Source organism: Mesorhizobium escarrei, from assembly GCF_935825525.1.
GTDB lineage: Bacteria > Pseudomonadota > Alphaproteobacteria > Rhizobiales > Rhizobiaceae > Mesorhizobium > Mesorhizobium escarrei.
Genome location: NZ_CAKXZT010000145.1, coordinates 80,884 through 104,436, shown reverse-complemented (window position 1 = coordinate 104,436; position 23,553 = coordinate 80,884). Strand labels below are relative to the sequence as shown.

The window sequence follows — 23,553 nt, the reverse complement described above, 5'->3', positions numbered from 1 at the left end:
GCCCCCACCTACTCGGCATTCGGCCCGGTGCAGCGGCGCGAGCGCGCCTCGAAGGCGCATCAGGAGTGCTGTGCCACATTCTATAGAAGATCCGAAGTCTGCAAGCGTGACTGGCGGCCAAAATTCCAGTGTCTACCATCCTTCGATGGTTGCTCAGCTAGCCAAGCTCGTGAGCCACTGTAGAAAACAATTTGACAGTGCAATCTTTATACGAGACAATGCGCTCAAGTCTTCCGACGGGGTCGGCGACCTTCCCATCAATTCCAATTTTAAGGTGTACCATGTCGTACTCGCAAGTTCCGTTGACTCCGAATACTGCCGATCCGCTGGCGAGATTTCGTTGTTCGCTTGATCCTGACAAAATTCACGCTGTCTCCTCCAGTGAAAGAGACGCCGTTTACCAATATGATTTGATGATCGCACAGTGGCGTACCGAGCTCAGTACCATTGAGCACGAGATCTCAACTTCTGGTGAGGGTCCGGTCAAATTCGCGCTGCTCCGACGCAAAAATGAGCTGTGCGCCACAATTGGAGCACTCTTCCAGTTTGTTCGCCCGTTTCAACATTGATTGGCGACTTCCACGGCGGCCAGCTCCAGGCTTACGAGACGGCCGCTGGCGGAACTTGCGTTCGCACTGATGCAGAAAGGTCGCTCCACCCGAGAAAATTTCCCAATGTTTTTGGGAGAAACGATGCAGAACTCAAGTTCCGCCTAGATAGCCTCAGATGAGCTGCGATACCCAAATACTGTCCTTCATGTCGAACGAACGGCGCGGCTCAGGGCTCATACATCACAGTCGTTGATGCTCAGTTACGAACGGCGCAATCGCAATGCGTTTGCCAGACTCTAACTACGTAAAATCCCTCGAAGACAGTTGCCAGCCTTGTAATGAGCCTGCAACTGGAACTGACCTTATTGTGCCCTTAATGCGGTGGGTTCGCAAACAAGCGCAAACCCTTTTCACCATCGTCACCGAGAGATCGTTGTCATCGCTGGACAAGCCACGTTGACGCATGAGTTCCTCGGCAATGTTACGAGACGTTAGCGGACCATCGGCCTCGCGAAGCATGCTGAGCACGATACGGGTCACCTCTCCCTTGAAAGCAGCGTGCCTAGGTGGCACCGGTTTAGAAGGGATTTTGCCAACGTCGATCGAAGGCTCAAATATCCTGATGGTCGCATCAATGTGATCTAGCTCTGCAATCAAGCGCCTAAGCGCAAGTTGATTGTGTTCAATTTTTCCAGCGACCTCAGCCCGCTTTCTAATGAAGGCATGTAGCACATTGGGCGCATCAGCATCAGGAGGAATCAGCATCATTTTGAGGTAATCGAACCACGAGTTGGCGGCGAATGAACCTAGGTGCGTTTGCTACCTAATACCGCCAAACTCCAGATCAGGCTCAGCGAAAATTTCCGACCTGAACTTCATGCGGATCGCTTCCACAGATCAAGATTGTCGTCTTCGTCGGCCTCAGCAGACTTTTTGGGCGTACCCCAAACGTCCTCCGGGACTCGGGTTGACAGCTCGACAACCGGCGGCTCTCCGAATTTTACCCGAGGGTCCGAGTTTGCCTCTGCAAACAAGTCCTGCGCAGAACGATCTGCCTCAGTGAGGAAGCGATGCCACATGATTATCTGTCCACGAAGAGACGCGCTCTTATCGAGACGCTTTTTTCCTGCCAGCAGTGCCGCCGGATAGCTATGCGGAATGAAGCCGTTGATTGTAAAAAAGTAGCTGGGATTGACCACAAGGAACCACTGGTCGTGTAGGCACTCGAACCTCGCCTCAAAGGCATGATGCCGAACAAATTCAACCCGTGAGGTATCCACCTTGCTGCGGGTAACATTCACGACATCAGCGTCGGTGCGCTTTTTGGAATCGTCATAGTAATAAGTGCGTGTCTCGTTCTCTGCCTTCGCCTTGAAATAATAAAGCTTGCGATCTTTGCTCCAGGCGAGGTCACCGCGTGTTTGGTGACTGAGCATTTGCCGAAGGAGGAATGCGAAGTTGTTGCGTTCGTCGGCATCGTCATGGAAAGCTAGGTGTCGCGTATCAATGGCCTCTACCTGATCAGGATCGACGATGTCGCGGCAGACCGAGGTGCGCGGATCGTGGAATGACCAAAAGGTCTCGCCCTTGATGGCCCAATCGAAGCGAGCGGGCTCGTCGCTATCAAGAAGAATCGCAGCCGCCTGCTTGGGGGTATACGCGGTGGTGGCGACAAACATTTCGTCAGGGAGCGTGATGGGAAGCATGTTGACGATGGCTTCTTCGCCTTCGCCGAGGGGCGGAACATAGTAGCCGAAACCCGCCTTGGGCACGGTCAGCGCGGCCAAGCGATCAACGGCGCCGCTGTCCAGCACATCAAGTTGCTTATCGAACTGGAGCCGTCGCTCTCCTTCACCTACTCCATCCACCACTTCCTTCCAGAAGAAGGTGTTGTCGGACGTTCTATGGAGGACAATGATGACGGGCAGGTTGGAAGGCTTCCAATAAGCGAGGTCTTCACTTCTAAGCAGATAGTTAAATCCGGTCTCTGTCTCGCCCGTATATTTCCCAGTCTCGGTGGTCTTGATCTGGACAGCGATCATGCGGGCAAGGGGCTGCCCGTCGATCACAATTAACTGCAAAGCGACAGCAGCTGCTGGGCGTGCTGTGGGTTGATCTGGCGAGCGACGCAGAGTGGCCCAGTCGAGCCTCTTCTGAAAGGGCCGGGAAGCGGACTGACCGATTCCGTCCCTGGGCTAGCAAAAGCGGACGTCTCCTTAGGCAGCAATGGCGAGCGGATTTGAAAATTCTGCCCGCACGACCGAGCCGGAAACGCGCCGATCTGTCGGTCAGCTCTGCCAGATCGAGGTGCGTCGTGGGTAGGCTGTAGGAGAGACCATCAATGTTCCCTCTTCAGAAGCCGCGCAGACAGCAGCGCCAACGCCGCGACAGGCACAAAACTGGTCGTCGTCTCATTACATCGCGAGCCTGGGTGATCGCAGCCACGGCAGCTCCCCAGTTCTCTGGCTGATGTCCGTTGCCAGCTAAGCATCGACGGTGACGAGCGCTGCGGTGGTGGCATCATTGCGGCTCCCGCAGCGCCGCGCTGTCGACAGGCAACTGACGCAAACGCTTGCCGGTTGCCGCGTAGATCGCGTTGGTCACTGCGGGGACAATGGCCGAGGTCCCAGCCTCGCCGAGCCCACCGGGCGACTCCGAATTCTGCACGATGTGGACCTCGACCTCAGGCGCCTCATCCATCCGCAGAATCTGGTAACTGTCGAAGTTAGCCTGCTCGACGCGCCCGTTCTTCAAAGTAATCTGGCCATAAAGGGCCGCGGTGATACCGAACATAATGCCGCTCTGGATCTGCGCCTTGACGGTATCGGGATTGACGACAGTGCCGCAGTCCACTGCGCACACGACACGTTTCACGCGGACCGTGCCCCCCTTCGCCACCTCCACCTCGGCAACCTGCGCCATGTAGCTCGCAAAGGCGTGCTGGATAGAGACGCCGCGGCCGGACCGTTCCGGAAGCGTCTGTCCCCAACCGGCCTTTTCGGCTGCGAGCGCCAGCACGGCCTTGGCGCGTGGCGTCTTCTCGAGAAGTGCGAGCCGGTACGCCACGGGATCCTGCTTGGCCGCCGCGGCCAGCTCATCCATGAAGCTTTCGGTGACAAAGACATTGTGGGAGGGTCCGACGCTTCGCCAGAACGCGGTCGGAATCCCCGGCGGCTCCACGCGCGTAAATTCGACGTGGAAGTTCGGCAGGTCGTAGGCAAGGTCGATCGCGCCCTCAGTCGTGTCGTGATCGAAGCCATTGTTGAAGGCGGGCGGCAGCCACCGCGCAATGATCGACGATCCGGCGAAGCGATTCTTCCAGGCGGCCGGCATGCCTTTCGCATCGAGGCCGGCAGACAGCCGGTCGAAGAACATCGGGCGGTACATGTCGTGCTGGATGTCCTCTTCACGGGTCCAGACCACCTTCACCGGACCATCGACGTGCTTTGCGATCTCGACCGCTCGGGCAGCACCGTCAGCCTCGAGGCGGCGACCGAAGCCACCGCCGATCAGATGATTGTGCACGGTGACCTGCTCCAACAGCACACCGGCGGTTGCGGCCGCGGCCGCCTGGACCCGGGTTATCGCCTGGGTGCCGACCCAGATCTCGACCGCGTCGCTGCGAGCGTGAACCGTGCAGTTCATCGGCTCCATCGGAGCATGCGCGAGGAACGGGACGTGGTAGGTCGCCTCCAACTGGGTGTGGGCGCTTGGGAGCGCGCTGTCGGCATCGCCGACACTTTGCGCGACCGCTCCTGGATAGAGCGTCGCCTCCTCGAGTTCGCCGAGGATCGCTTCGGTGCTCAGCCCTTCATATTGACCATCGTCCCAGTCGATCACCAGCGCTTCGAGCCCTTTCTTGGCGGCGCCCATGTGATCGGCCACCACGGCCACAGCGTCGTTGAGCCGCACGATCTGGCGAACGCCATTCACGGCTTTGGCCGCGGCGTCGTCAACGCTCTTCACGCGACCGCCGAAGACGGGCGATTGCGCAAGCGTTGCGATCTTCACGCCGGGCGGGCGGGCATCAATCCCGTAAACGGCGGTTCCATTGACCTTGGCGGGCGTGTCGAGGCGCTTAGCCGGCGTGCCGATGAGTCTGAAATCCTTCGGCTCCTTGAGTGCCACGTTCACGGGGATAGGCATGCCCGTCGCATGGGCCGCCAGCTCGGCGTATTTGAGCCGTCTTCCGGTTGGCTCATGGAACACTTCACCACTACGAGCGCGGCATGACGCTGCGTCGACGTTCCAGCCTTTGGCCGCCGCAGCCACCAGCATCGTCCGCGCGGTCGCTCCGGCCTGGCGCAGCGGTTGCCATGCCCCGCGTATGGCGTTCGAATTGCCCGTCGCCTGCACCCCAAGCAAGGGGTTGACATAGAGCTCTTCGTTGGGCGGCGCGTGCTCCAGTTGTACCTGGCTGAGCTCCAACTCCAGCTCCTCGGCGATCAGCATCGGGATCGATGTATACGTGCCCTGCCCCATTTCCACGTATGGCATCGTGAGCACGACCTGACCCTCAGGCGTTATGCGCAGGAAGGCGTTGGGCGCGAATGTGGTGCCCGCCGCTTCTGCTCCCCTTACCGCGAAGGGCAGGCTAAGGCTGAGCAAGAGGCCTCCGCCTGCTGCCGCGCCTGCTTGCAGAAAGCTGCGCCGGGTAAGCGCGTTTGCCGATGTTGGCTGGATCCGACCGGAAGCCTCCGACGTGCGGTGATCGATGATCATGGTCGCCTCCTCTCAGGCCGCAGCAGCCTGCTTGATCGCCTCGCGAATGCGGACATAGGTCCCGCAGCGGCAGATGTTGCCGGACATCGCGTCATCGATATCGCCGTCGGTGGGATGCGGAATGCTCGCAATCAACGCCGAGGCCGACATGATCTGGCCCGATTGGCAGTAGCCGCATTGGGGGACCTCGACGTCCAGCCAGGCCTTCTGGATTTTGGCCCCTGCCTCCGTCGCGCCGATCGCCTCGATCGTCATGATCTCAGAAACGCCGACACTGTCGATCGGGGTAATGCACGATCGTACCGGTTCGCCGTCGAGGTGCACCGTGCAGGCGCCGCAGAGCGCCGCACCGCAGCCGAATTTCGTCCCCGTCATCCCGAGCACGTCCCTAAGCACCCACAAGAGGGGCGTGTCGCCGTCCACATCGACTGTGTGTAGGGCGCCATTTACGCTGATCGTCGCGCTCATTTGCTCTTACCTCGCTGGGTTCCTCCGCTTGCTGGCTTGCGCAGCTTAGCGGCGCGGGAGCTCAAAATGCGCGGCCGGGCGGGAGGAACCCGGCCGCGCTCACGCGAGGAGGCGGAGGGGAGGCCGCCTCGCTCACTTCATATCGACTGGCGCACCGGCCGGAACGGTGCACCGGCCCCGGCGCTGTCGGCGCCGACTGTTTAGTTGGCAGTCGCCGCGTCTTCGATGACTTTTGCCACCGCGTCAGGATGCGAGATCATTACGACGTGCGACGCGTCCTTCACGACCACGACGGCCTTGGCGTGCGCCCGCTCGGCCATGAAGGCCAGAGCCTGCGGCGGGATGGCAGTGTCGCCGTCGCCGTAAATGAACCACGACGGGATGGTCTTCCAGGCGGAGGTGGTTGCCGGTTCGCCGAAAGCGATGTCGGTGATCGGCCGCTGCGTTGCCGCTGCCAGTCGCGCCGCATCCTCGGGCAGATCCGGCGCGAACGCTTCGTGGAACTTGTCTTGCCGGACATAGAGGTCGTTGCCGCCGGCGAGGAGAGGCACGGGCTGCGCCAGCGTGTGGGGTCCGAGCAGGGCTCCCGGAAACTTGGTGTCGAGCGCGCCGGCGCTTTCGCCTGCATCCGGCGCGAAGGCGGCGACATAGACCAGCGCCTTGACGTTCGCCTCGCCGTCGGCGGCGTGGCTGATCACCATGCCGCCGTAGGAGTGACCGACCAGCACGACGGGCGTCTTGATCGTATTGAGAAGGGAGCGGACATAGTCGCCATCCCCCTTTACGCTGCGCAGAGGATTGGCGACAGCGACTACTGGGTAGCCATTCTTTTCAAGAATTGGCACGACGCCGTTCCAACTTGATGAATCGGCGAAAGCGCCATGCACCAGAACAATGGTGGGCTTGACCGATTGCGCGGACGCAACGGAGGTTGCGAACGCCATAGCAGCCAAGGCCAATCCAGCGATGAGCGTTTTCATGTCAGGCTCCTTTTTCATTTATGAGAAATGATCGACGTCGATCACCGCTTGGGCGAACGCCTGCGGTGCTTCCTGCGGAAGATTGTGTCCGATGCCGCCGGAGATGGTGCGATGTTCGTATCGGCGGGTGAATTTCTTCGCGTAGGCCGAAGGCTCCGGACGCGGTGCACCGTTCGCATCACCCTCGAGCGTGATGGCGGGCACGTCGATCGTAGGCGCCTGAGCAAGCCGCTTTTCCAGATCGTCGTATTTCGCTTCTCCCTCGGCCAACCCGAGTCGCCAGCGGTAATTGTGGATCACGATGTCGACGTGATCGGGATTGTCCAACGCCGCCGCGCTCCGTTCGAAAATGGCATCGTCGAAGCGCCACTTCGGGGAGGCGATGTGCCAGATGAGCCTGGCGAAATCGCGCGTGTATTTCTCGTAGCCCGCCCGACCGCGTTCCGTCGTGAAGTAATACTGATACCACCACTGCAGCTCAACCTGCGGCGGCAGCGGCATCTTGCCGAGCTGCTGATTGCCGATGAGATAGCCGCTCACCGAGACGAGGGCCTTGCAGCGCTCCGGCCAGAGTGCCGCGAGGATGCAGACGGTGCGCGCTCCCCAATCGCAACCGCCGAGGATGGCCTTCTCGATCCCGAGAGCATCCATCAAGGCGATGACGTCGACCGCGATAACCGACTGCTGGCCGTTGCGGACCGTCTTGCTCGAAAGCAAGCGCGTCGAGCCGTAGCCGCGCAGATAGGGCACGATCACTCGATAGCCCACCGACGCCAGCAACGGAGCGACATCCACATACGTGTGGACGTCGTAGGGCCAGCCATGCAGAAGAAGGACCGCGGGGCCGTCGGAGGCGCCGGCTTCAGAATATCCGACGTTCAAGACACCGGCGTCGACCTGTTTTGTAACGCCGAATGACGTATTTGTCCCCGGCTTGTTCGCGGGCAATGGAACGCTTTCCGTTTCGACCGGTCGTGCCGCCGCAGGGCCGATCAGGCCCAACTGCGCGGTCGCAACTGTCACGGCAGCAGCACCGACAAAGCGACGGCGATTCTGACTGATTCCTTCAGAGATCGTGTCCACCTGGAATCTCCTTCGCTCTATGCAAACCTCTCGGTATCAGGACATCTCCGGTGAAGACGAGCTCCCAATCCTCGGTAGGCTCGTGGCAGGAACTTTCGCCCCAGCTACCGGTGGAAAAGAGCAAACGCTGCAGGCCAGCGGAGCCGCCAGGTTGCGGATGCTCATGGAAGAACCTCCTTGCCCGGCGAGTAGAACGTCACCGTTTCCCCGGTGAAAACGTTGCCTTCGGCGTCCACCAACTCGATCAGCACCTTGTGCTCGCCGCGCGGCATGCCCACCAGGATGATGGTGTTGCTCTGACCGTAATCCGCCCATTGCCACGGCAGCTCGTCGACGGTGATGTGCAGATGCCCGACCCGCGGAGACACGTTGCGTGCAGCCGGCCCGCCCACAGGCAGGATGCGGAAATTCTCCAGTTGGTAAGGGATGAACACTACGCCCTTGGCCAACGGACCGGGAATCGGCGGCTCCACGATCAGCTTGGGCGCGGGCTCGTTCTCGATAGGAACGACCGTGCTCTGGGCGAAAGCCCCGCTGGTGAGCATGGTGCCGGCCGCGAGTGCGGCAAGCGTGCTGATGGTCAGGTTCATTGGATTCTTCCCTTGGATATTTCGTTGCGGGTGTACCGGCCCCATTTCGATCTCCTCGCGTGACTAACGGAAGCTCGGTGCCTCCAAAGCTATGCCCGAGAGGAAACTGACCCCGGCGGATCGCTTGCTAGACAGGGCGGAGCGACTTGAACGACGCACGCATCTCTTCGACGAAGATCTCGGGCTGCTCCCAAGCGGCGAAATGGCAGCCGATCGCGAAGCGGCCGTAGTGGAGCAGCTTGGGATAGGCTGTCTTCGCCCAGCTTTCCGGCGCCTGGTAGATCTCGTTCGCGAAGGCGCTCACCGCGACGGGGATCTTGATACCGCGCGCGTCGAAGAAACCGCCCTTCGCAACGCGCGCATTGTCCCAGTAGAGTCGCGCCGACGAGATCGCCGTGTTCGTCAGCCAGTAGAACGTGACATTGTCGAGAAAGTCGTCCGGCGTGATGCCCTCGGGCTGCCCGCTAAGGGAGCGGGCGATCAGGGCGTGACTGTCGGCGTCGTGATCCAGTATCCAGGCGGCGAGGCCGACGGGCGAGTCGACGATGCCGTAGAGCGTCTGCGGACGCTCGTTCATCTCGATGGCATAGCCGAGCCCGTGCTGGTTAAAATAGATGAGCTGGTCGAAGGCACGCTTCTCGTCCGGTCCCAGTCCTGCCGGCGGCGTGCCGGTCCCAAGCGCCTTTGAGATTTCGGGCGGAAGCGTCGCCGGCATGTTGGTGTGGATGCCAAGCAATCCCGGCGGCTCCTGTAGCGCCATATTCTCGGTAACCGCATTCCCCCAGTCGCCGCCCTGCGCCACATATTTGGTGTAGCCGAGGCGCTCCATAAGGGTCGCCCACGCCTTGGCGATGCGAACCGGCTCCCATCCTGGCGCTGTCGGCTTGCCGGAGAATCCGTAGCCGGGCAATGACGGAACCACGAGATCGAATGCGTCCGCCTCGCTGCCGCCATGCGCGGTCGGGTCGGTGAGCGGCTCGATGATCTTCAGCTGCTCGATGACCGAGCCAGGCCAGCCATGGGTCACGATCATCGGCAGCGCGTTTTTGTGCTTCGACTTCACGTGAATGAAGTGGATGTCGAGCCCATCGATCTCGGTGATGAAGTGCGGATACGCCATCATCCTGGCCTCGACCCTGCGCCAATCGTGATTGGCCCAGTGCGCCTGGATCTGGCGCGCGATGTCGAGCTGCACGCCCTGCGACTGGTCCGGTACCGTCTCCCTATCTGGCCAGCGCGTCGCCGCGACACGCCGCTTCAGATCGGCGAGATCTTCATCGGAAGCTCTGAATTGAAAGGGGCGGATGAGGTCGGCCTCTGCAGCCGCGTACGACTTTGACGAGAGCATGCTGATGGCTCCTATGACGGCCGTGGTGATTAAAACTTCTCTCCGCGTCGGTGCTGGCAAGCATGTTGACAAGAGAGCCTCCTGTGCCAAACCCTCTACGGGTTACCGCCCGGATCGAGCGGCTGCTTCGTTCTGACACTGCGCAGGGTGCTCCGCTCCTGTCTTGGACGCGAGTTAAGAGGAGTTAAGGGATGCAAATTGTGCCCACCGCCGCATTTGGACACCTTGCAACTGATCATTCGATTCGAGTGGGTACGTCGCGGACGATCGGCTGAAGGTGTTCGGTCTTCACGCAGGTCATCGATTTGCGCAGCACCGCTCGCCTTCGCCGATCCCGCTGCGGAGTTCTATGCTGGCAGCGGCAACGAACTCAAACGGGCGCTCGAGCTCGCGGGCATGCATGTCGTGAATCGCCCGACCCCGCGTTGATCGCGCAGGCGCTCGCGATCAACGGCGAAGTCCGATGCGGATGCCGCTGGAAGCGAACCGCTGAAAGTTCAATTTAACCAACGCGAGCGATGATGCTCTGCTAGTGGCCGCTCAACCATACACGCGCTTTTCGTCGAACGCGTTGAAAGTGCGGAGTGAAACCGGGCGCGCCTACTGTCGCCGAAGCGTTAACGCACTTTGACGACGGTACACTCCCCGCAACGCTGCCTTTGCGCTGAACGAGCGACGGAAGTTCGCCGTCCCTTCTCCGTTGGTTGGCGTGCCTGCACAACATTACGTCTGACAAAGGCACGGACATCGGCGCACGGACCGACGAGGAGATCGACGCCTGTCTCGCCAAAGGCGCGGCACATCGAGACCAATGGGTGAGGCGGTGCACAGCTTCAGCCAGATTGAGTCCTAGGGTATTGGAGCCATCATGCCCGCGCGGCCGGCTCATCCGGCATTCGCAGCCAGAATTCACCTGAAATAGCCGGAGACACTGTCCCACAACAATTTGAACGCGGTCACTACTAGCAGCCCATAGCAGGCTCGATAAAGCTGACGTTGGTCAAGCCTTCCATGAAGTCGCCAGCCAAGCCATACGCCGAACGGAATGGTGAGCAGGCAAACTGCGATCAGTATCCAGACGTTGCCGGCCGGTTTCACCAGCAGCAGCCACGGCACCGCTTTAATTGCATTGCCGACAGTAAAGAACAGGCTCGTCGTTCCGGCGTAGACTTCCTTACTGAGCCCGAGCGGCAGCAAATACATTGCAAGCGGCGGTCCGCCCGAATGCGCCACCATGGTGGTGATCCCCGAGGCGAGACCGGCAGCGATCGCTTTCGGCTTCGAACGCGGACGGATGGTCACCTGCGCGCCTCCGACAAACCATAAGCCGACAAAGATCAGGGTGATCGTCGCCATCATCATCGCGATGGCCCGGTGGTCGAGGAAGCGGAACAGCAGATAGCCGAGGCCGACACCGGTCACCAGCCCTGGCAACAGCAGCACCAGGTCCGGCTTCGACCAGGTCGAAGGCTTCCAGTAGCGCAGCGCGATCAAATCCATCGCGATGAACAGCGGCGCGAGCAAACCACCGGCGGCGACCGGGTCCATCACGGTCGACAACAGCGGAATGCCGACGATGGCGAAGCCGCCCCCGAACGCTCCTCTCATGAAGCTGATCAGGAAGACGCCGGCAAAGGCGACGAGGATCGTGGCAGCCGTCAACTCCAAATGTCCGCCTCCGAAGACGCACTCACGATCTTTGAACGGACGTCGACCAGGTCGGAATAGTCAAATCGCAAGTGTTTTCTGTATCTTTTGATGACGGGTCTTGTGCCAAGTCTCAGAAGGCAGTGCGCCATTTCGCTAGTACAGAAGGCAGAAATTTACGAGTTATACGCTGTGAGATGCTGTTAGTTGATGCTAACGGGCCACCACGCGTTTGCGATCGCAAAAGTATAGGTAGGACAACGTCGACAGGTGACGGTATGTGGCTATCCGCGGCTATGCGGTAACCGTCCGGTGAGGGCCGCGATCAGGCTGCCTTGAGAGCACTGGGCGTTGCGCACCAATTCCACGGCAGCAGTTCGTGTAGGCGGCTCTGCGGCGTGCCGGCGATGCGTGCGAGCACGTCGGCCAGCCAGGCTTGCGGATCGGCGTCGTTGAGCTTTGCGGTCGTGATGAGCGTGGTCATGGCCGCAGCCCGGGCAGCGCCGCGTTCGGAACCGGCGAAGCTATGCGCGCGCGCTCAACAGGCGCTCAGCAGCTTTCAGATCGGCCGTATCAAAACCTTCGGTAAACCGCTCAAAGACCGGCAGCAACAGAGTGCGCACCTCCTTCGATTGTCCGCGAGAAGCGGCGAGCTTCGCCAAATCTATCGTTGTCCGCAATTCCCAAGAGAGTGCGCCCTGACGACGACTCCATTCCAGCGATTGTGCGAAGCAGGTCTCGGCGTCCTCGTCCGAGTCCCGGGCCATCGATAGAAGGATGTCACCTTTCGTCCGCAGCGCCTCTGGCATGTACAAAAAGTCGCCGTTCGCTTCGATCAGCTTGATCGTCTCGTTAATCGTTCTGAGGCCTTCATCGAAGCGGTGCGACACCGAAAATCCCTTCGCAAGAGACAGGCTAAGCTCGGTGGTCACCAGCTCATATGGCAGCGTGTGCAGCTTTTGAATAGAACTCTGCAACGAGTCTATACCCGCTTTTGTGTTACCCCGACGAATAGCCAATTCGCCTCGGAAGCCTCTTCCGACGAAGACATAAGGAGTCATAGAATGGGGTTCGGATAGAGCTATAACCTGATCTAAATCTATTTCCGCGCTCTGCAGATCACCTGTCCAAAGGTACACCGTCGCCGCCCACACCAAGGCGATCGCCAGAGATAACGAGTGGTCCATATCGCGGGCCCCCTCCACCGCCTGGTGTGCGCATTCAGTCGCCTGAACGGCATAGCCCTGCAGCCAGAGATTTCTGGCGAGAACAGCGGTCGCTAAGATTCTGCCTTCAAAGCCAAGGTAGATTGTCGTGGTTTGCTGAAATTCGTCTGCCAGCGAAGCCTCTAGTTCGCTGCGCGCCTCGACAAGTCTGCCGTCAACGTGAAGCGCGAGCCCTAAATTAGTATGGGCCAACGCTTTGGCAGCAGGATCGCTCACGGTCGCGGCGGCAGCAGAACAACGCTTCGCGTACTCAAGAGCACTGGCGAACTTCCCAGTGCGTCGGTGAAACATATGAAGTGGGCCTAACAGACGTATTTGATCAAGCGTATCACCATTGCTTTCAGCGATGGCTAAGCCTCGCTCCAAAGCTTCGCGCGCAGCATCACGCCCGCCGCGCATGAACATCAACGAGACCCCAAGGGCCGCTTGAAGTTTCATCTCCTGATGTCCGCCACGCGTCTGAGGAGAAAGGGAAGCAATCGCACGTTCGGACCAGCGGTGACATTCCGGAAGCAGTGACATGGCCAGGAACACGGGCGCGGCGGCAGTCGCCAACCCAACAGCGACCGCCAAGTCGCCGCCCTCTCCAAACGACCACTCTAATGCCGCACGGACATTGTTGAGTGCAGCAAAGTGAGGGGTCCGTTCGGACCCGGCGGACAAAGTCGTCCATTCGATCCCGGTCTGTTCGAGCCATCGGCGGTAGTAAGTCGCATGCCGTACGGCCAAGTCAGTTGCCTGCGCGTCATCAATGTCGATGTCGAGTGCGTAAGCGCGGGTCGTATCTAGAAGCCGGTAGCGCACCATGGCGCCAAGCGGGTGAGTGGCTACCATTGACTTCGCGACGAGATTGTCGATCGCTTCGAAGACAGCTGTGCGGTCCAAGGTTGTGCTTGTTACCACCTCCAACGCAGCATCGAGGGTGAAATACCCAATGAATACCGCGAGTCGGCGTAGCACTACGCGTTCTGATTCAGAGAGAAGCCCATAACTCCAATCGAGAGCAGCATGCAAAGTTTTGTGTCGTGGTGGAGCGCTACGCGACCCTTGCCACAACAAGGTCAAGCGTTCATCGAGTAGCGCGGCCATCTGCTGCAGGCCGTAAGACTCAACACGTCTGGCCGCAAGCTCGATCGCAAGCGCCACGCCGTCCAGCTTTCTGCAGATATCAGCAACAATTGGCGCTTCGAAATCACTCACGATCAGAGGCGCGCCGCTTGCGACGGCACGTTCCATGAACAGTTGCGTTGCTGGAAATTTCTGCACAGTTGCGGCAGTTAGTCCACGCCCATTGGGGGGGTATGCAAGGGCACCTAGCCGATAGACGTGCTCGCCTTCAACTCGAAGCGCCTCTCGGCTTGTCGCGATGAGATGCACATGGCGTCCGGCGTCCACGATGCTTGCCGCCAGAGGGGCAACTGCTTCTATTAGGTGCTCGCAGGTATCGAGAATTAAAAGGATGCGCTTGTCGCGTAGATAGGCCGCCAAACTCGGTATCGCGTCGTCGGACTGGACCGACAACCCTAGCATTGAGGCCACAGCCGTTGGTGCAAGTTTTGGATCAGTTACCATTCCAAGATCGACGAAGAGAACGGAACCAGCGAAAGCGGACATCAAATGATGTGCGACGGCCACCGCGACGGTCGTCTTGCCGACGCCACCAGGTCCCACGATGGTGACGAAACGTGAGGCTGTCAGGCTAACCGATACCTTCAGCACATCCTCATCGCGTCCGAGCATTCGGCCTAGGCGGCTGGGAATATTTGCGTGCAGGAAGCTAGGGGTGGCGATCTTGTCGTCGTCACCACGACTACCGGCTTGCGAAACCGAAGCGACAAAGCAGTAGCCTCGTCCCGGGAGAGTCGCAATGAACCGCGCGCCATCCTTTCCGTCTCCCAGCGCTTTGCGGAGACTGGCCAGATGAAATCGCAAGCTACCTTCTTCAACGGTAACCCCGGGCCATACCCGCGACATCAGATCTTCTTTGCTCTGGACCTCGTTCGGCGCCGAAGTCAGGGTGACCAGAATATCGAGCGCGCGCGCGCCCAACTTGACGGGAACGCCTTCTTTGGTAAGCAGCCTCTCCCCTACAAATAAGGTGAAGGGACCAAACGAAATACCGCCTTTGGGGTGGTCCGCCACAGTCGCCAGGCCTTTCTGGACTGCCTCTCTGACAGGCATTTTAGCCGAGATCGTTCCCCCCGTCTTCCCGGAAGAGAGCCCGTTAGCCCGACGGTTTCGCTCTCCACTCCCCAATTGCCCAGGAAAATAGCTGCTGACAGTTCCTAACACCTTCTCACAAGCCATAACGGGCGGCTCCCGGACGGCAGGCGTAGCTCTAGGCGGAGAGAGTTTGGTGGACCAAAATGCCGCCATGGAACGCGGCGAGCCGACATTGCCGCTACCAAGGCGTCCGAAAGACGGAGTCTTGATTGGCAATGTGTAGCGGGGCCTTCAGCGTCATCGGACACGCGTCAGCTCGCGAATCGAGAGGCTGAAACAGAATTCCAGGCTTACAAGATGAGCACCACGGGAAAGCTGCTGTATACGGCCAAGACCCGGACCACCCACGGGCGAGAGAACGGCATCGCACGCAGCTCCGATGGGCACCTCGACATAAGGCTGGGGGCCCCCGGATCGGTTCGCATCGGGACTAACCCGGAGCAACTATTTGCGGTAGCTTGGTCGGCCTGTTTTGAAACCGCAATCGTGCAAGTAGCCCGGAAACAGAAAATTGCCTTGCCGGCTTCTTCCGCTATCGAGGCAGAAGTAGACCTAAGACTGGAAAACGACAGCTACTTCATCGGCGCTCGGCTCAAGGTTAGCCTGCCCGGCGTTGATCGCATGGTCGCCCAGGCCCTGGTGAACGAAGCGCATCAGATTTGCGCGTACTCGAAAGCAACGCGCGGCAACATCGACGTGACGATCAGCTTGATCTGACCGTAGGGTCGACTCGACGCACTCGTCGCCCGTTCACTCTATCCCCCCAACTCTTTGATCAACAAATGGTGACTCTCGCAGGATTTAACAAAGCATCACATCCTATAACGGGCGCTTCTCGCCGCGTCAGAGTAGATTCTGGGGAACAAAATGGCTCCCCTCTAAGCACGCGAGGTCACCATGGGCGCATCAGGATTGACTGTGATCTTTGACCGCCTGCCCTCCTCCAAACCGGCAGCGCTGACGCAATTTGATCCCAGGCGACTTAGCGTGAGAGGCGAAGTTGCATTTGGACCGTTTCGTCTGTTCCCGAGGCAGTTTCTTCTGTTGGAGGGCGACAAACCGGTGCCGCTCGGGAGTCGCGCGCTGGGCATCCTGATCGCTTTGCTTGAACGCCCGGGCGAGCTAGTCAGCAAGCAGGAACTGATGGCCCGCGTTTGGCCCGACATCTTTGTCGTGCCCACCAATCTCACAGTCCACATCTCCACATTGCGTCGCATGTTGCGCGACGGACGGGATGGAAATCGGTTCATCATCAACATCCCCGGGCGTGGCTACCAATTCGTTGCTTCGGTCCATACGTCGCCTCAACGGAAGATGTCGCTTGAGACGATGCGTCAGATTGCGCCGACGCTTGTAGAGCGCGTTCAGATTCACCCGCTTTCTGACAGTGGAGCGCGCAGCGCTCCTACGGTCCGCCTTTGAGAAACCGGAGACAGGCGGATGCGCACGTTGAGCGTAGACGACACCTTCGATCACGGCGACTTTGGGCCTCTCCACAAGCTGTTGGGCTCTGAAGTGGCCTCGCCCGAGATCCCGAAAGTTTTCGAGACGTTGAAAATGCGCAAGGAAGGCGCCGTTCTCTTCGCCGACATAGCTGCCCCGCCCATGAATCTCCTTGGGCCCGCACTGGCGCGAGACCTGGTCTCCCTCATCCAGCAAGCGGAGGCCGATATCGCCCTCAAGGTGCTCGTGTTCAGAAGCACGGATCCCGACTATTTCATCTCACACGTCGACGTCACCAAGATCGAAGAATACCGGCAGGAAGCAGCGAAGCTCACAGGCGAAGCGTCGATCGCGCTGCTGTTCCGTCACCTCAGCGCAAGCCGCCTCGTTACTATTGCACAGATTGAGGGCCGCGTGCGCGCCGCCGGCAGTGAGTTCGTGCTGGCGTGCGACATGCGCTTTGCTGAACGCGAGTCGGCGATTTTCGCTCAACCGGAACCGGCATTCGGCATGACGCCCGGTGGAGGCGGCCTCCAACATCTCGTGCGCCTCATGGGTCGCGCGCGGGCGCTCGAGGTCATGTTGAGCGCCCAGGATTTCGACGCAGACCTGGCCGAAAAGTATGGCTGGATCAATCGAGCGATGCCTGCCAACACACTCGGCGATTTCGTCAGGTCGCTCGCTTATCGGATAGCGAAATTTCCTGAGGCAGGTCTCGTCGCAGTCAAGGACCGCGTCAATGCGATCGCGCTCGCGCCCATCGAGGACTTTCGACGCGATTCCGATCTCTTTGGCGAGGGCGCTCGCGACCCCGAGGGCCAGAGCCGCATTCAAGCCGCGCTCGAGCGGGGCTTCCAGACCCGGCATGCGGAAATGGATTTGGCTGGCTTGCTGGCCGATTTGAACGGCCACTGATCCGAAGGACACAAGGTTCAACTTCGACTTGAAGGAAGATCGTCATGACCACATCCACAACAGTAATGACCTCATCCACCAGCGCGTACGGCGGCGCGTTCTGGGAACGCTTATGGCGCATGAGCGGCATCAATTTCCTAGTCTGTTTCATCATCGCCTACGTCATCTACGGCTATCAGCCGCAGGTCGGCGCGTCGGCCGACACCATCGTTGCGTTCTACGAGGCTGATCGCACGCGGATCCTGATTGCGGCGGTGATCTCTGGCATGGCGCTCCTGAATCTTATGTGGTTCGCGGCGGCCGTCAGGGCCACCTTGGCCGATGCAGGGCAAGATGGTTGGGGTGGAGCAGCAACCACCGCCGGCGCGATGCTGGGAGCCCTGTTCCTGCTGCTTGTCACGATCGGCGCGGCGCTTGCGTACTCGATCGCCGGCTCCGGCAATACCGCGCTCGCGTCGGGACTGAACGACTTCGCCTGGGCCTGTGTCGTATTCTCTTCGTTCCCGCGCGCGATGCTGATCATGTCCAGCGCTTTCGGGTTCTGGAGGGCCGGGCTCATCTCAAACGCGCTCTTCGCCGCAGGAGTCGCAGCCATCGTGCTCGTCCTGCTCGGCGGCACGACCTGGGTAAGCGGTGGGTTCTGGGCGCCGGACGGCGCCTATTCGCGGTTCGTCTCGCCCGTCATCGGCCTTGTGTGGATGCTGGTCGTGAGCCGTGTCCTTTTGACCCGAACCCCTGCCATGGGTGCTGGATGGTGATGCCGACCCTGATGGGCAACCCCTCAATTGGTGCCCACACCACGGCCGAAGGAGAGGAGCATGGCTAGTTTCGATTACGACGTACTGATCATCGGCTCCGGGTTCGGCGGGAGTGTCGCCGCGCTCCGCGCCGCGGAGAAGGGCTACCGGGTTGGCGTGATGGAGGCCGGCAGGCGCTGGAAAGACGAAGACATTCCAAAGACCAGTTGGGATCAGAAGCACTACGCGTGGTTTCCCGCAGCAGAATTGTACGGGATCCAAAGGATCGAGTACCTGGACGATGTCCTCGTCCTCTGCGGCGCGGGAGTCGGCGGCGGCTCACACGTCTACGGGAATACGCTCTATGTGCCTCCGAAGCAGTTCTTCGATGCACCGGGGTGGGCGGGCATCACCGACTGGGCGGACGAGTTGGCTCCTTGTTACGACCAGGCAAGGCGGATGTTCGGCGTTGTTCGCTATCCGTACCTGCCAACCGATGTCGATCGCTACATGCACGAGGTGGCGATCGAGATGGGAAAAGGGGAGACGTTCAACAAGGCCCCGGTCGGAGTCTACTTCGGCAGCCCCGGTGTTGAAGCCGAAGATCCTTACTTCGGCGGCGTCGGCCCCCGGCGCACCGGTTGCATCTCATGTGGCAACTGCCAGATCGGATGCGGTCGCAACGCCAAGAACAAGTTGACGACGAACTACCTCTATCTGGCGGAAAAACTTGGTGTTGAAGTGCATGAGCTGCACGAGGTGTACGACCTCCTCCCGCTCCCGGGCGGCGGGTTCGAGGTGCATGCGCGTCATCCCGGTTGGGCGCAGCGAGCGGTGCATCTCCACCGTCATACGTACACCGCGGAACAAGTGATCGTTGCTGCCCACGCGTACGGCTCATCGAAACTCCTTCATCATATGCAGCACAAGGGCCGCCTAAGGGGGCTGTCGAGCGAGCTGGGGAAACGAGCGCGGACCAACTCCGAACAACTCCTCGAGATCACCCGGACCCACGGACAATGGAAGCGCGATCCGGAGAAAATCCACATCACACCGGGATCGGTGGCAATCACTTGCGGCGTCTGGCCGGATCCCGTGACGAGCATCGAGCCCGTCTACTACGGGGTAGGAAGCAACGCGATGGCGCTCCTGTTCACCTACCACCTGCATGGCGAGCAGAAGCATCCGTTCGCGTCCTGGCTTAGGCAGCTGATCGAGCATCCGACCGACGTGCTGAGCTTCGACGATGCGCGCCACTGGTCCGAGCGGTCGGCGATCATGCTGTGCATGCAGACGACCGACACCTCGCTCGATCTATACTGGCAGAACGGCCTGTTGCGGAGCCGACGAGGCTCTGGCAAGCCCCCCTCGGTGCACATCCCTGTCGTGGAGGAGTTTTCCGAGCGGTTGGCCAAGAAGATGGGCAGCCGTGAGGGCGCGCTACGATTTGAGGTTATCAACCGCACCGCCACGGCCCACTTCACTGGCGGTATCCCGATCGGCGACAGCAGCAAAAGCGGTGCCGTCGATCCCTACCAGCGTATGTTCGGTCAGCCAGGCCTTCATGTCATGGACGGGAGCGTGATGGCGGCCAATCCAGGCGTGAACCCGTCGCTGACGATCGCAGCCTTGGCAGAGCGGGCAATGTCGCTCTGGCCGAACAAGGGCGAGCCGGACCCCAGACCGCCCCTGGGTGGGGGCTACGAGCGCATCGACCCCGTCATGCCGCACCGTCCTTGTGTGCCTGCCGGCGCTCCAGGCGAGTTACGGCTCGACGCGAAGAAGTCCGACATCATTCCCGAGTATCCGTACTAGCGACCCGGACAGGGCGAAAGGACCGACGCATGACTGAGCTCCCGGTTGATGTCTTCCGCCCTATCGGGCGGGGCGACCCGATCCCCAACGACTTCGTTGCTCCCTTTTATCTGGATGACCGCAAACTACGGGTCTCGATCGCGCGTGTCGACAACCGCCTCTACGCGTTCGATGACCTCTGCACGTGCAGCGACGAGGCATGCCCGCTTTCCGGCGGACTGCTCAAGGGGACCACCATCATGTGCCAATGCCACGGCTCCCGGTTCGACATAGCCACCGGCTCGGTTCTGAATGGTCCAGCGACCGAGCGACTCAACACTTACGAGGTGCAGGAGGTCGACGGCAGCATTCGGATCCGAGCCTGAGTTGCTCATTTCTCACCGTCCTGCGGCCGGTCACGGGAAAGTCAAACGGACATGGCAAGCGTCGAGATTCTAACGGAAGTGTCGCCGGGGCAAACGGCGGTACCGACCGCGCCCGAATTGTCGTTGGAGCCGCCGGAGATGCCAGGGCCGGCACCCAATCGCATTCCATCAATCATCGTTGCCGTGGTCATAGCCGCGATCGCCACTCTGTCGATCTACTATCTGGTGCAGGGTCAGCCCCTGCTGGTGCAAGGCGAGATCGACGCAACTCGTTTTGACATTGCAGCACGGGTCGACGGGCGGGTTGCAGATGTTTCCGTCGCGCGCGGTCAAGATGTTGCTGCAAATGCCGCGCTGGTGCGGATCGACAATCCGGAGACTCTTGCCAAGCATGAGCAGGCGGTCGCCGCCAAGGTCGTCGCCGACGCGCAGCTTGCAAACATCAATGCAGGCACTCGGCCTGAAGTCATCGCAGCGCGCCAAGCCCAGCTCGATCGGACGCGAGCGACTCTTCTGCTGGCGCAACAAACCTATGACCGCACACGCAAACTGGCGGAGCAAGGCAATGCCCCGAAGGCACGGCTCGACCAGGCGACCGACGCTCTTCACGAGAGCGAGAATGGCGTCGACCAGGCCAAATCGGCTTACGAGGAGGCTGTCAACGGCTACACGCGTGAGGAGCGCGAGATCGCAGCAGCGAAGGTTTTGAAGGCGCTTGCCGACATCAACGCCGTCCAGTCGATCATCGACCAGATGGTGGTCTACGCGCCCGTCGCCTCGCAGGTCTACCAGCGCAACGTAGAGCCCGGAGAGTTTGTTTCGCCTGGCGTGCCATTGATCACGCTTGTCGATCTCCACGACCTGTGGGTCCACTTCGATCTGCGCGAGGACCTGGTCAAGACGCTTAAGCTAGGCGACCGCTTCGACGTGCGCATTCCGGCGCTCGGCGATCGCAAGATCACGCTTGAGGTCAGGCTGATCGCCACAAAGGGTGAATACGCAAGTTGGCGCGCCACGCGTGCCACGGGCGATTTTGACCTACGCACCTTTTCGATCCGCGCCTATCCCGTCGACAAGGCGCCGGAGCTGCGTCCCGGCATGAGTGCCTATCTGGAATGGCCTCAATGAGGTCGGCACCGCAACCCGGGTTCTGGCTGGTTGCGAGGCGTGAGTGGCGATGGCTGCTGCATGATCCCATAGCGCTGGTCCTGATCTTTGTCGTCCCGCTATTCGCCTTCGTGGGCCTGTCCGTGGCCTTCACTAATCCGGTGATCCGGGCACTCGGGGTGGTCGTCATCGACGCGGACCGCTCGGAGATCTCGCGCGCCTTCGTGGAGCAGGTCGCGGCCTCGCCGAATCTCAGCATTGTTGAGCGCAGCGGAGATCTCGCCTCCGCGGCGCGGGCAATCCGTGCCGGCGACGCCATCGCGGCGGTGTACATTCCGGTCAACTTCGAGCGCGACCTTAAGGCCGAACGCCGTCCGCAGGTCGTCGCTTTTTACAACCAGCAGTTCCTGACAGCGGCGGGCGTCGCGGCCGCCGGCCTGAGCGATAGTCTCTCGGCTGCTACGAGGAGCGCCGCTGGGCGTGCGGCCCCGAAGGCGGCCCGTATCGGCTCGCTCGTCCCAGAAACGATCGCCCTGGTCAATCCCGAGCGAAACTACGCACAATTCCTTCTGCGCACATTGTTGCCGATGGTCATGCACGTCGTCATCGCACTCGCGGGCGGCTATTCGGTCGGCTCCGAGTTCCGACGGCGCAGCATGCGCGACTGGCTGCAATGCGCCGGCGGCAATCCAATCATTGCACTTACCGGCAAGCTCGCACCGCTTTTCGCGATCTTCTTTTTCATCATGCTGTCGGTTCCGCTTATCCTGGAGGGGATTTTCGGTATTTCGTTCAAAGGCGACGTGCCGATGATCATCGCCGCCGCGTCACTGATGATCATTGGCTATCTGGCACTCGGGGTCTTGCTCCAACTGCTGCTGCGTGACTTGCCGACCGCACTCGGCTTCACCGGCTTGATCGTCTCCCCGGCATTCGGTTTTGTTGGAGTCGGATTCCCGATCATCGCCATGAACACTTTCTCGGTCGCGTGGGGGACGATCATGCCGTTGCGCTGGTATATGGAAGTTCTGCTTGGGCAGGCGGCACGTGGGCTGCCGGTCCAGGAATCCGCGCGTCCGTTCGCGCTGCTGGCGGGGCTGGCAGTAGCCTATGGGCTAAGTGCGCTTCTCCGCCTGCGGTCGATCGCGCGCGGGATCAGCAAGGAAGCGCCGGAACCGGCGCCCCCGGCTGCCGCACCGCGCACCGTCGGCGAAGTCTTTCTTGCCGAATGGCGCCGTATGCTCGGGATGCGCGGTGCGTTCGCCGCCCTGGTGATGGCGCCGCTGATTTACGGCATCTACTATCCACAGCCCTACCTGGGCCAGATCCTGCGCAAGATCCCGATCGCGGTGGTCGACAACGACTTGAGTGACCTGAGCCAGCGGATTGTTCAGACGCTGGAAGCAAGCGGCGCGGTCGGCGTCGCGGTGCGGGCCAATTCGCTCGCCGAGGCACATGCCGCAGTCGACCGAGGCGAGGCCTTTGCGGTGGTCGGCATCCCACCCGACACCGAACGCGACGTGCTCAAGGGCATGGCGGCGCACATTCCAATATATGCCGATGCAACCTACCTGTTCGTCTTCCGCACCACGGCCAACGGCATCGCAGTAGCTATCAATACACTCTCCTCGGAACTTGCTGCGGGCGGCGCGCGCATCGGTGGCAGTCTTGTCAAGGCGAAGCTCGCCTCCTCGAGTCCGACCGACACGCTGCTGCAACCGATCTTCAATCCGGTCGGAGGCTACGCGAGCTACATCGTGCCGGCGGCCTTCGTGCTGATCCTGCAACAGACGCTTCTGATCGGCGCCGCGGCGTTGACCGGGTTGGCCGTGGCTCAGGCAGCAAGCGGTGCATTCATGAGCGTGCTCGGGCGCGGCATCGCCCACGTGACCCTCTATGTGCCACTGCTCGCGCTCTATCTCATCGTGCTGCCGCGCGTCTACGGGTTCTCGGCGCTCGGCAACCCTCTGCAGTTGTTCGTGCTTGCCTCAGTGTTCGTTCTCGCGACGAGCTTCATGGGCCAGGCGTTCGGTGCCTGGTTCAAACGGCCGGAGACGCCGACGCTCATCTTCGTTGGTACCAGCCTGCCGCAGTTTTTTTTGACCGGTTTCGCCTGGCCACGCGAGGCAATACCCGCGCCGGCACAGGCGATCGGTATGATTTTCCCGTCGGGTTTCGCGATCGATGGCCTCGTCCGCATCAACCAGCTGGGCGCGAGTCTGTGGGAAGTGGCACATGACATGAGAGGGCTGTGGTGCCTCGCGGTCATCTATTTCGCGCTTGCTGTGACGTCCGCGGCTCTGGTCAAGGGGAGGCACGTCCATGCTTAGCCG

At 60.6% G+C, this 23,553-nt stretch carries 18 protein-coding genes and 1 pseudogene; 8 read left to right on the top strand and 11 right to left on the bottom strand.

All coding sequences use genetic code 11. The features are described 5' to 3' along the window. Nucleotides 1–851: 851 nt before the first annotated feature. From NMG80_RS24865 to NMG80_RS24815, 11 genes and pseudogenes are all read right to left on the bottom strand, one after another. Entirely contained in the window at nucleotides 852–1,319 is a 468-nt protein-coding gene (locus NMG80_RS24865) for a hypothetical protein (RefSeq protein ID WP_254020547.1), read from the bottom strand. A gap of 107 nt (nucleotides 1,320–1,426) precedes the next feature. Next, nucleotides 1,427–2,620: a DUF4365 domain-containing protein gene (locus NMG80_RS24860; protein WP_254020546.1), complete on the bottom strand. Its 1,194-nt coding sequence runs from the start codon at nucleotides 2,618–2,620 to the stop codon at nucleotides 1,427–1,429. A 451-nt stretch (nucleotides 2,621–3,071) separates the two neighbouring features. Then, nucleotides 3,072–5,273 carry a xanthine dehydrogenase family protein molybdopterin-binding subunit gene (locus NMG80_RS24855; RefSeq protein WP_254020545.1) on the bottom strand — a complete coding sequence of 734 codons (2,202 nt, stop codon included), beginning with the start codon at nucleotides 5,271–5,273 and terminating at the stop codon, nucleotides 3,072–3,074. A gap of 12 nt (nucleotides 5,274–5,285) precedes the next feature. Then, a complete protein-coding gene (locus tag NMG80_RS24850) occupies nucleotides 5,286–5,741 on the bottom strand; it encodes a (2Fe-2S)-binding protein (RefSeq protein WP_254020544.1) in 456 nt (151 codons plus the stop codon). 200 nt (nucleotides 5,742–5,941) lie between these two features. Further along, a complete protein-coding gene (locus NMG80_RS24845) occupies nucleotides 5,942–6,721 on the bottom strand; it encodes an alpha/beta fold hydrolase (protein ID WP_436798676.1) in 780 nt (259 codons plus the stop codon). 18 nt (nucleotides 6,722–6,739) lie between these two features. Next, nucleotides 6,740–7,795, bottom strand: a complete 1,056-nt coding sequence (locus tag NMG80_RS24840) for an alpha/beta fold hydrolase (protein ID WP_254020552.1) — start codon at nucleotides 7,793–7,795, stop codon at nucleotides 6,740–6,742. Between the two features lie 170 nt (nucleotides 7,796–7,965). Further along, nucleotides 7,966–8,394, bottom strand: coding sequence for a DUF6130 family protein (locus NMG80_RS24835; RefSeq protein WP_254020543.1), 429 nt, complete (start codon nucleotides 8,392–8,394; stop codon nucleotides 7,966–7,968). A gap of 127 nt (nucleotides 8,395–8,521) precedes the next feature. Then, the gene (locus NMG80_RS24830) at nucleotides 8,522–9,814 is read right to left on the bottom strand and encodes an epoxide hydrolase family protein (protein WP_436798675.1); all 1,293 of its coding nucleotides are present in this window, start codon (nucleotides 9,812–9,814) and stop codon (nucleotides 8,522–8,524) included. 837 nt (nucleotides 9,815–10,651) lie between these two features. Beyond that, on the bottom strand, nucleotides 10,652–11,410 hold the full coding sequence (locus tag NMG80_RS24825; protein ID WP_254020541.1) for a sulfite exporter TauE/SafE family protein: 759 nt from the start codon (nucleotides 11,408–11,410) through the stop codon (nucleotides 10,652–10,654). Between the two features lie 304 nt (nucleotides 11,411–11,714). Then, nucleotides 11,715–11,924: pseudogene (locus NMG80_RS24820) on the bottom strand (transposase domain-containing protein); the annotation flags it as partial. After that, nucleotides 11,914–14,796, bottom strand: a complete 2,883-nt coding sequence (locus NMG80_RS24815) for an ATP-binding protein (RefSeq protein ID WP_254020540.1) — start codon at nucleotides 14,794–14,796, stop codon at nucleotides 11,914–11,916. The gene NMG80_RS24815 and the pseudogene NMG80_RS24820, both read right to left, overlap by 11 nt. Before the next feature lie 339 nt (nucleotides 14,797–15,135). Here NMG80_RS24815 and NMG80_RS24810 point away from each other — a divergent pair, with 339 nt between their 5' ends. The 8 genes from NMG80_RS24810 (at nucleotide 15,136) to NMG80_RS24775 (ending at nucleotide 23,550) form a co-directional block, all read left to right on the top strand. Continuing rightward, nucleotides 15,136–15,555: an organic hydroperoxide resistance protein gene (locus NMG80_RS24810; RefSeq protein ID WP_254020539.1), complete on the top strand. Its 420-nt coding sequence runs from the start codon at nucleotides 15,136–15,138 to the stop codon at nucleotides 15,553–15,555. Nucleotides 15,556–15,735: 180 nt separating this feature from the next. Continuing rightward, on the top strand, nucleotides 15,736–16,260 hold the full coding sequence (locus NMG80_RS24805; RefSeq protein WP_254020538.1) for a winged helix-turn-helix domain-containing protein: 525 nt from the start codon (nucleotides 15,736–15,738) through the stop codon (nucleotides 16,258–16,260). A gap of 135 nt (nucleotides 16,261–16,395) precedes the next feature. Beyond that, nucleotides 16,396–17,196: an enoyl-CoA hydratase/isomerase family protein gene (locus NMG80_RS24800; RefSeq protein WP_254020537.1), complete on the top strand. Its 801-nt coding sequence runs from the start codon at nucleotides 16,396–16,398 to the stop codon at nucleotides 17,194–17,196. A 44-nt stretch (nucleotides 17,197–17,240) separates the two neighbouring features. Next, complete coding sequence (locus tag NMG80_RS24795; RefSeq protein WP_254020536.1) at nucleotides 17,241–17,954, top strand: hypothetical protein; 714 nt, start codon at nucleotides 17,241–17,243, stop codon at nucleotides 17,952–17,954. Nucleotides 17,955–18,014: 60 nt separating this feature from the next. Beyond that, nucleotides 18,015–19,748 carry a GMC oxidoreductase gene (locus NMG80_RS24790; protein ID WP_254020535.1) on the top strand — a complete coding sequence of 578 codons (1,734 nt, stop codon included), beginning with the start codon at nucleotides 18,015–18,017 and terminating at the stop codon, nucleotides 19,746–19,748. Between the two features lie 29 nt (nucleotides 19,749–19,777). After that, nucleotides 19,778–20,113 carry a Rieske (2Fe-2S) protein gene (locus tag NMG80_RS24785; protein ID WP_254020534.1) on the top strand — a complete coding sequence of 112 codons (336 nt, stop codon included), beginning with the start codon at nucleotides 19,778–19,780 and terminating at the stop codon, nucleotides 20,111–20,113. A gap of 51 nt (nucleotides 20,114–20,164) precedes the next feature. After that, complete coding sequence (locus NMG80_RS24780) at nucleotides 20,165–21,241, top strand: HlyD family secretion protein (protein WP_254020533.1); 1,077 nt, start codon at nucleotides 20,165–20,167, stop codon at nucleotides 21,239–21,241. Next, entirely contained in the window at nucleotides 21,229–23,550 is a 2,322-nt protein-coding gene (locus NMG80_RS24775) for an ABC transporter permease (RefSeq protein WP_367186004.1), read from the top strand. Before NMG80_RS24780 ends, NMG80_RS24775 begins: the two co-directional genes overlap by 13 nt. Nucleotides 23,551–23,553 lie beyond the last annotated feature (3 nt).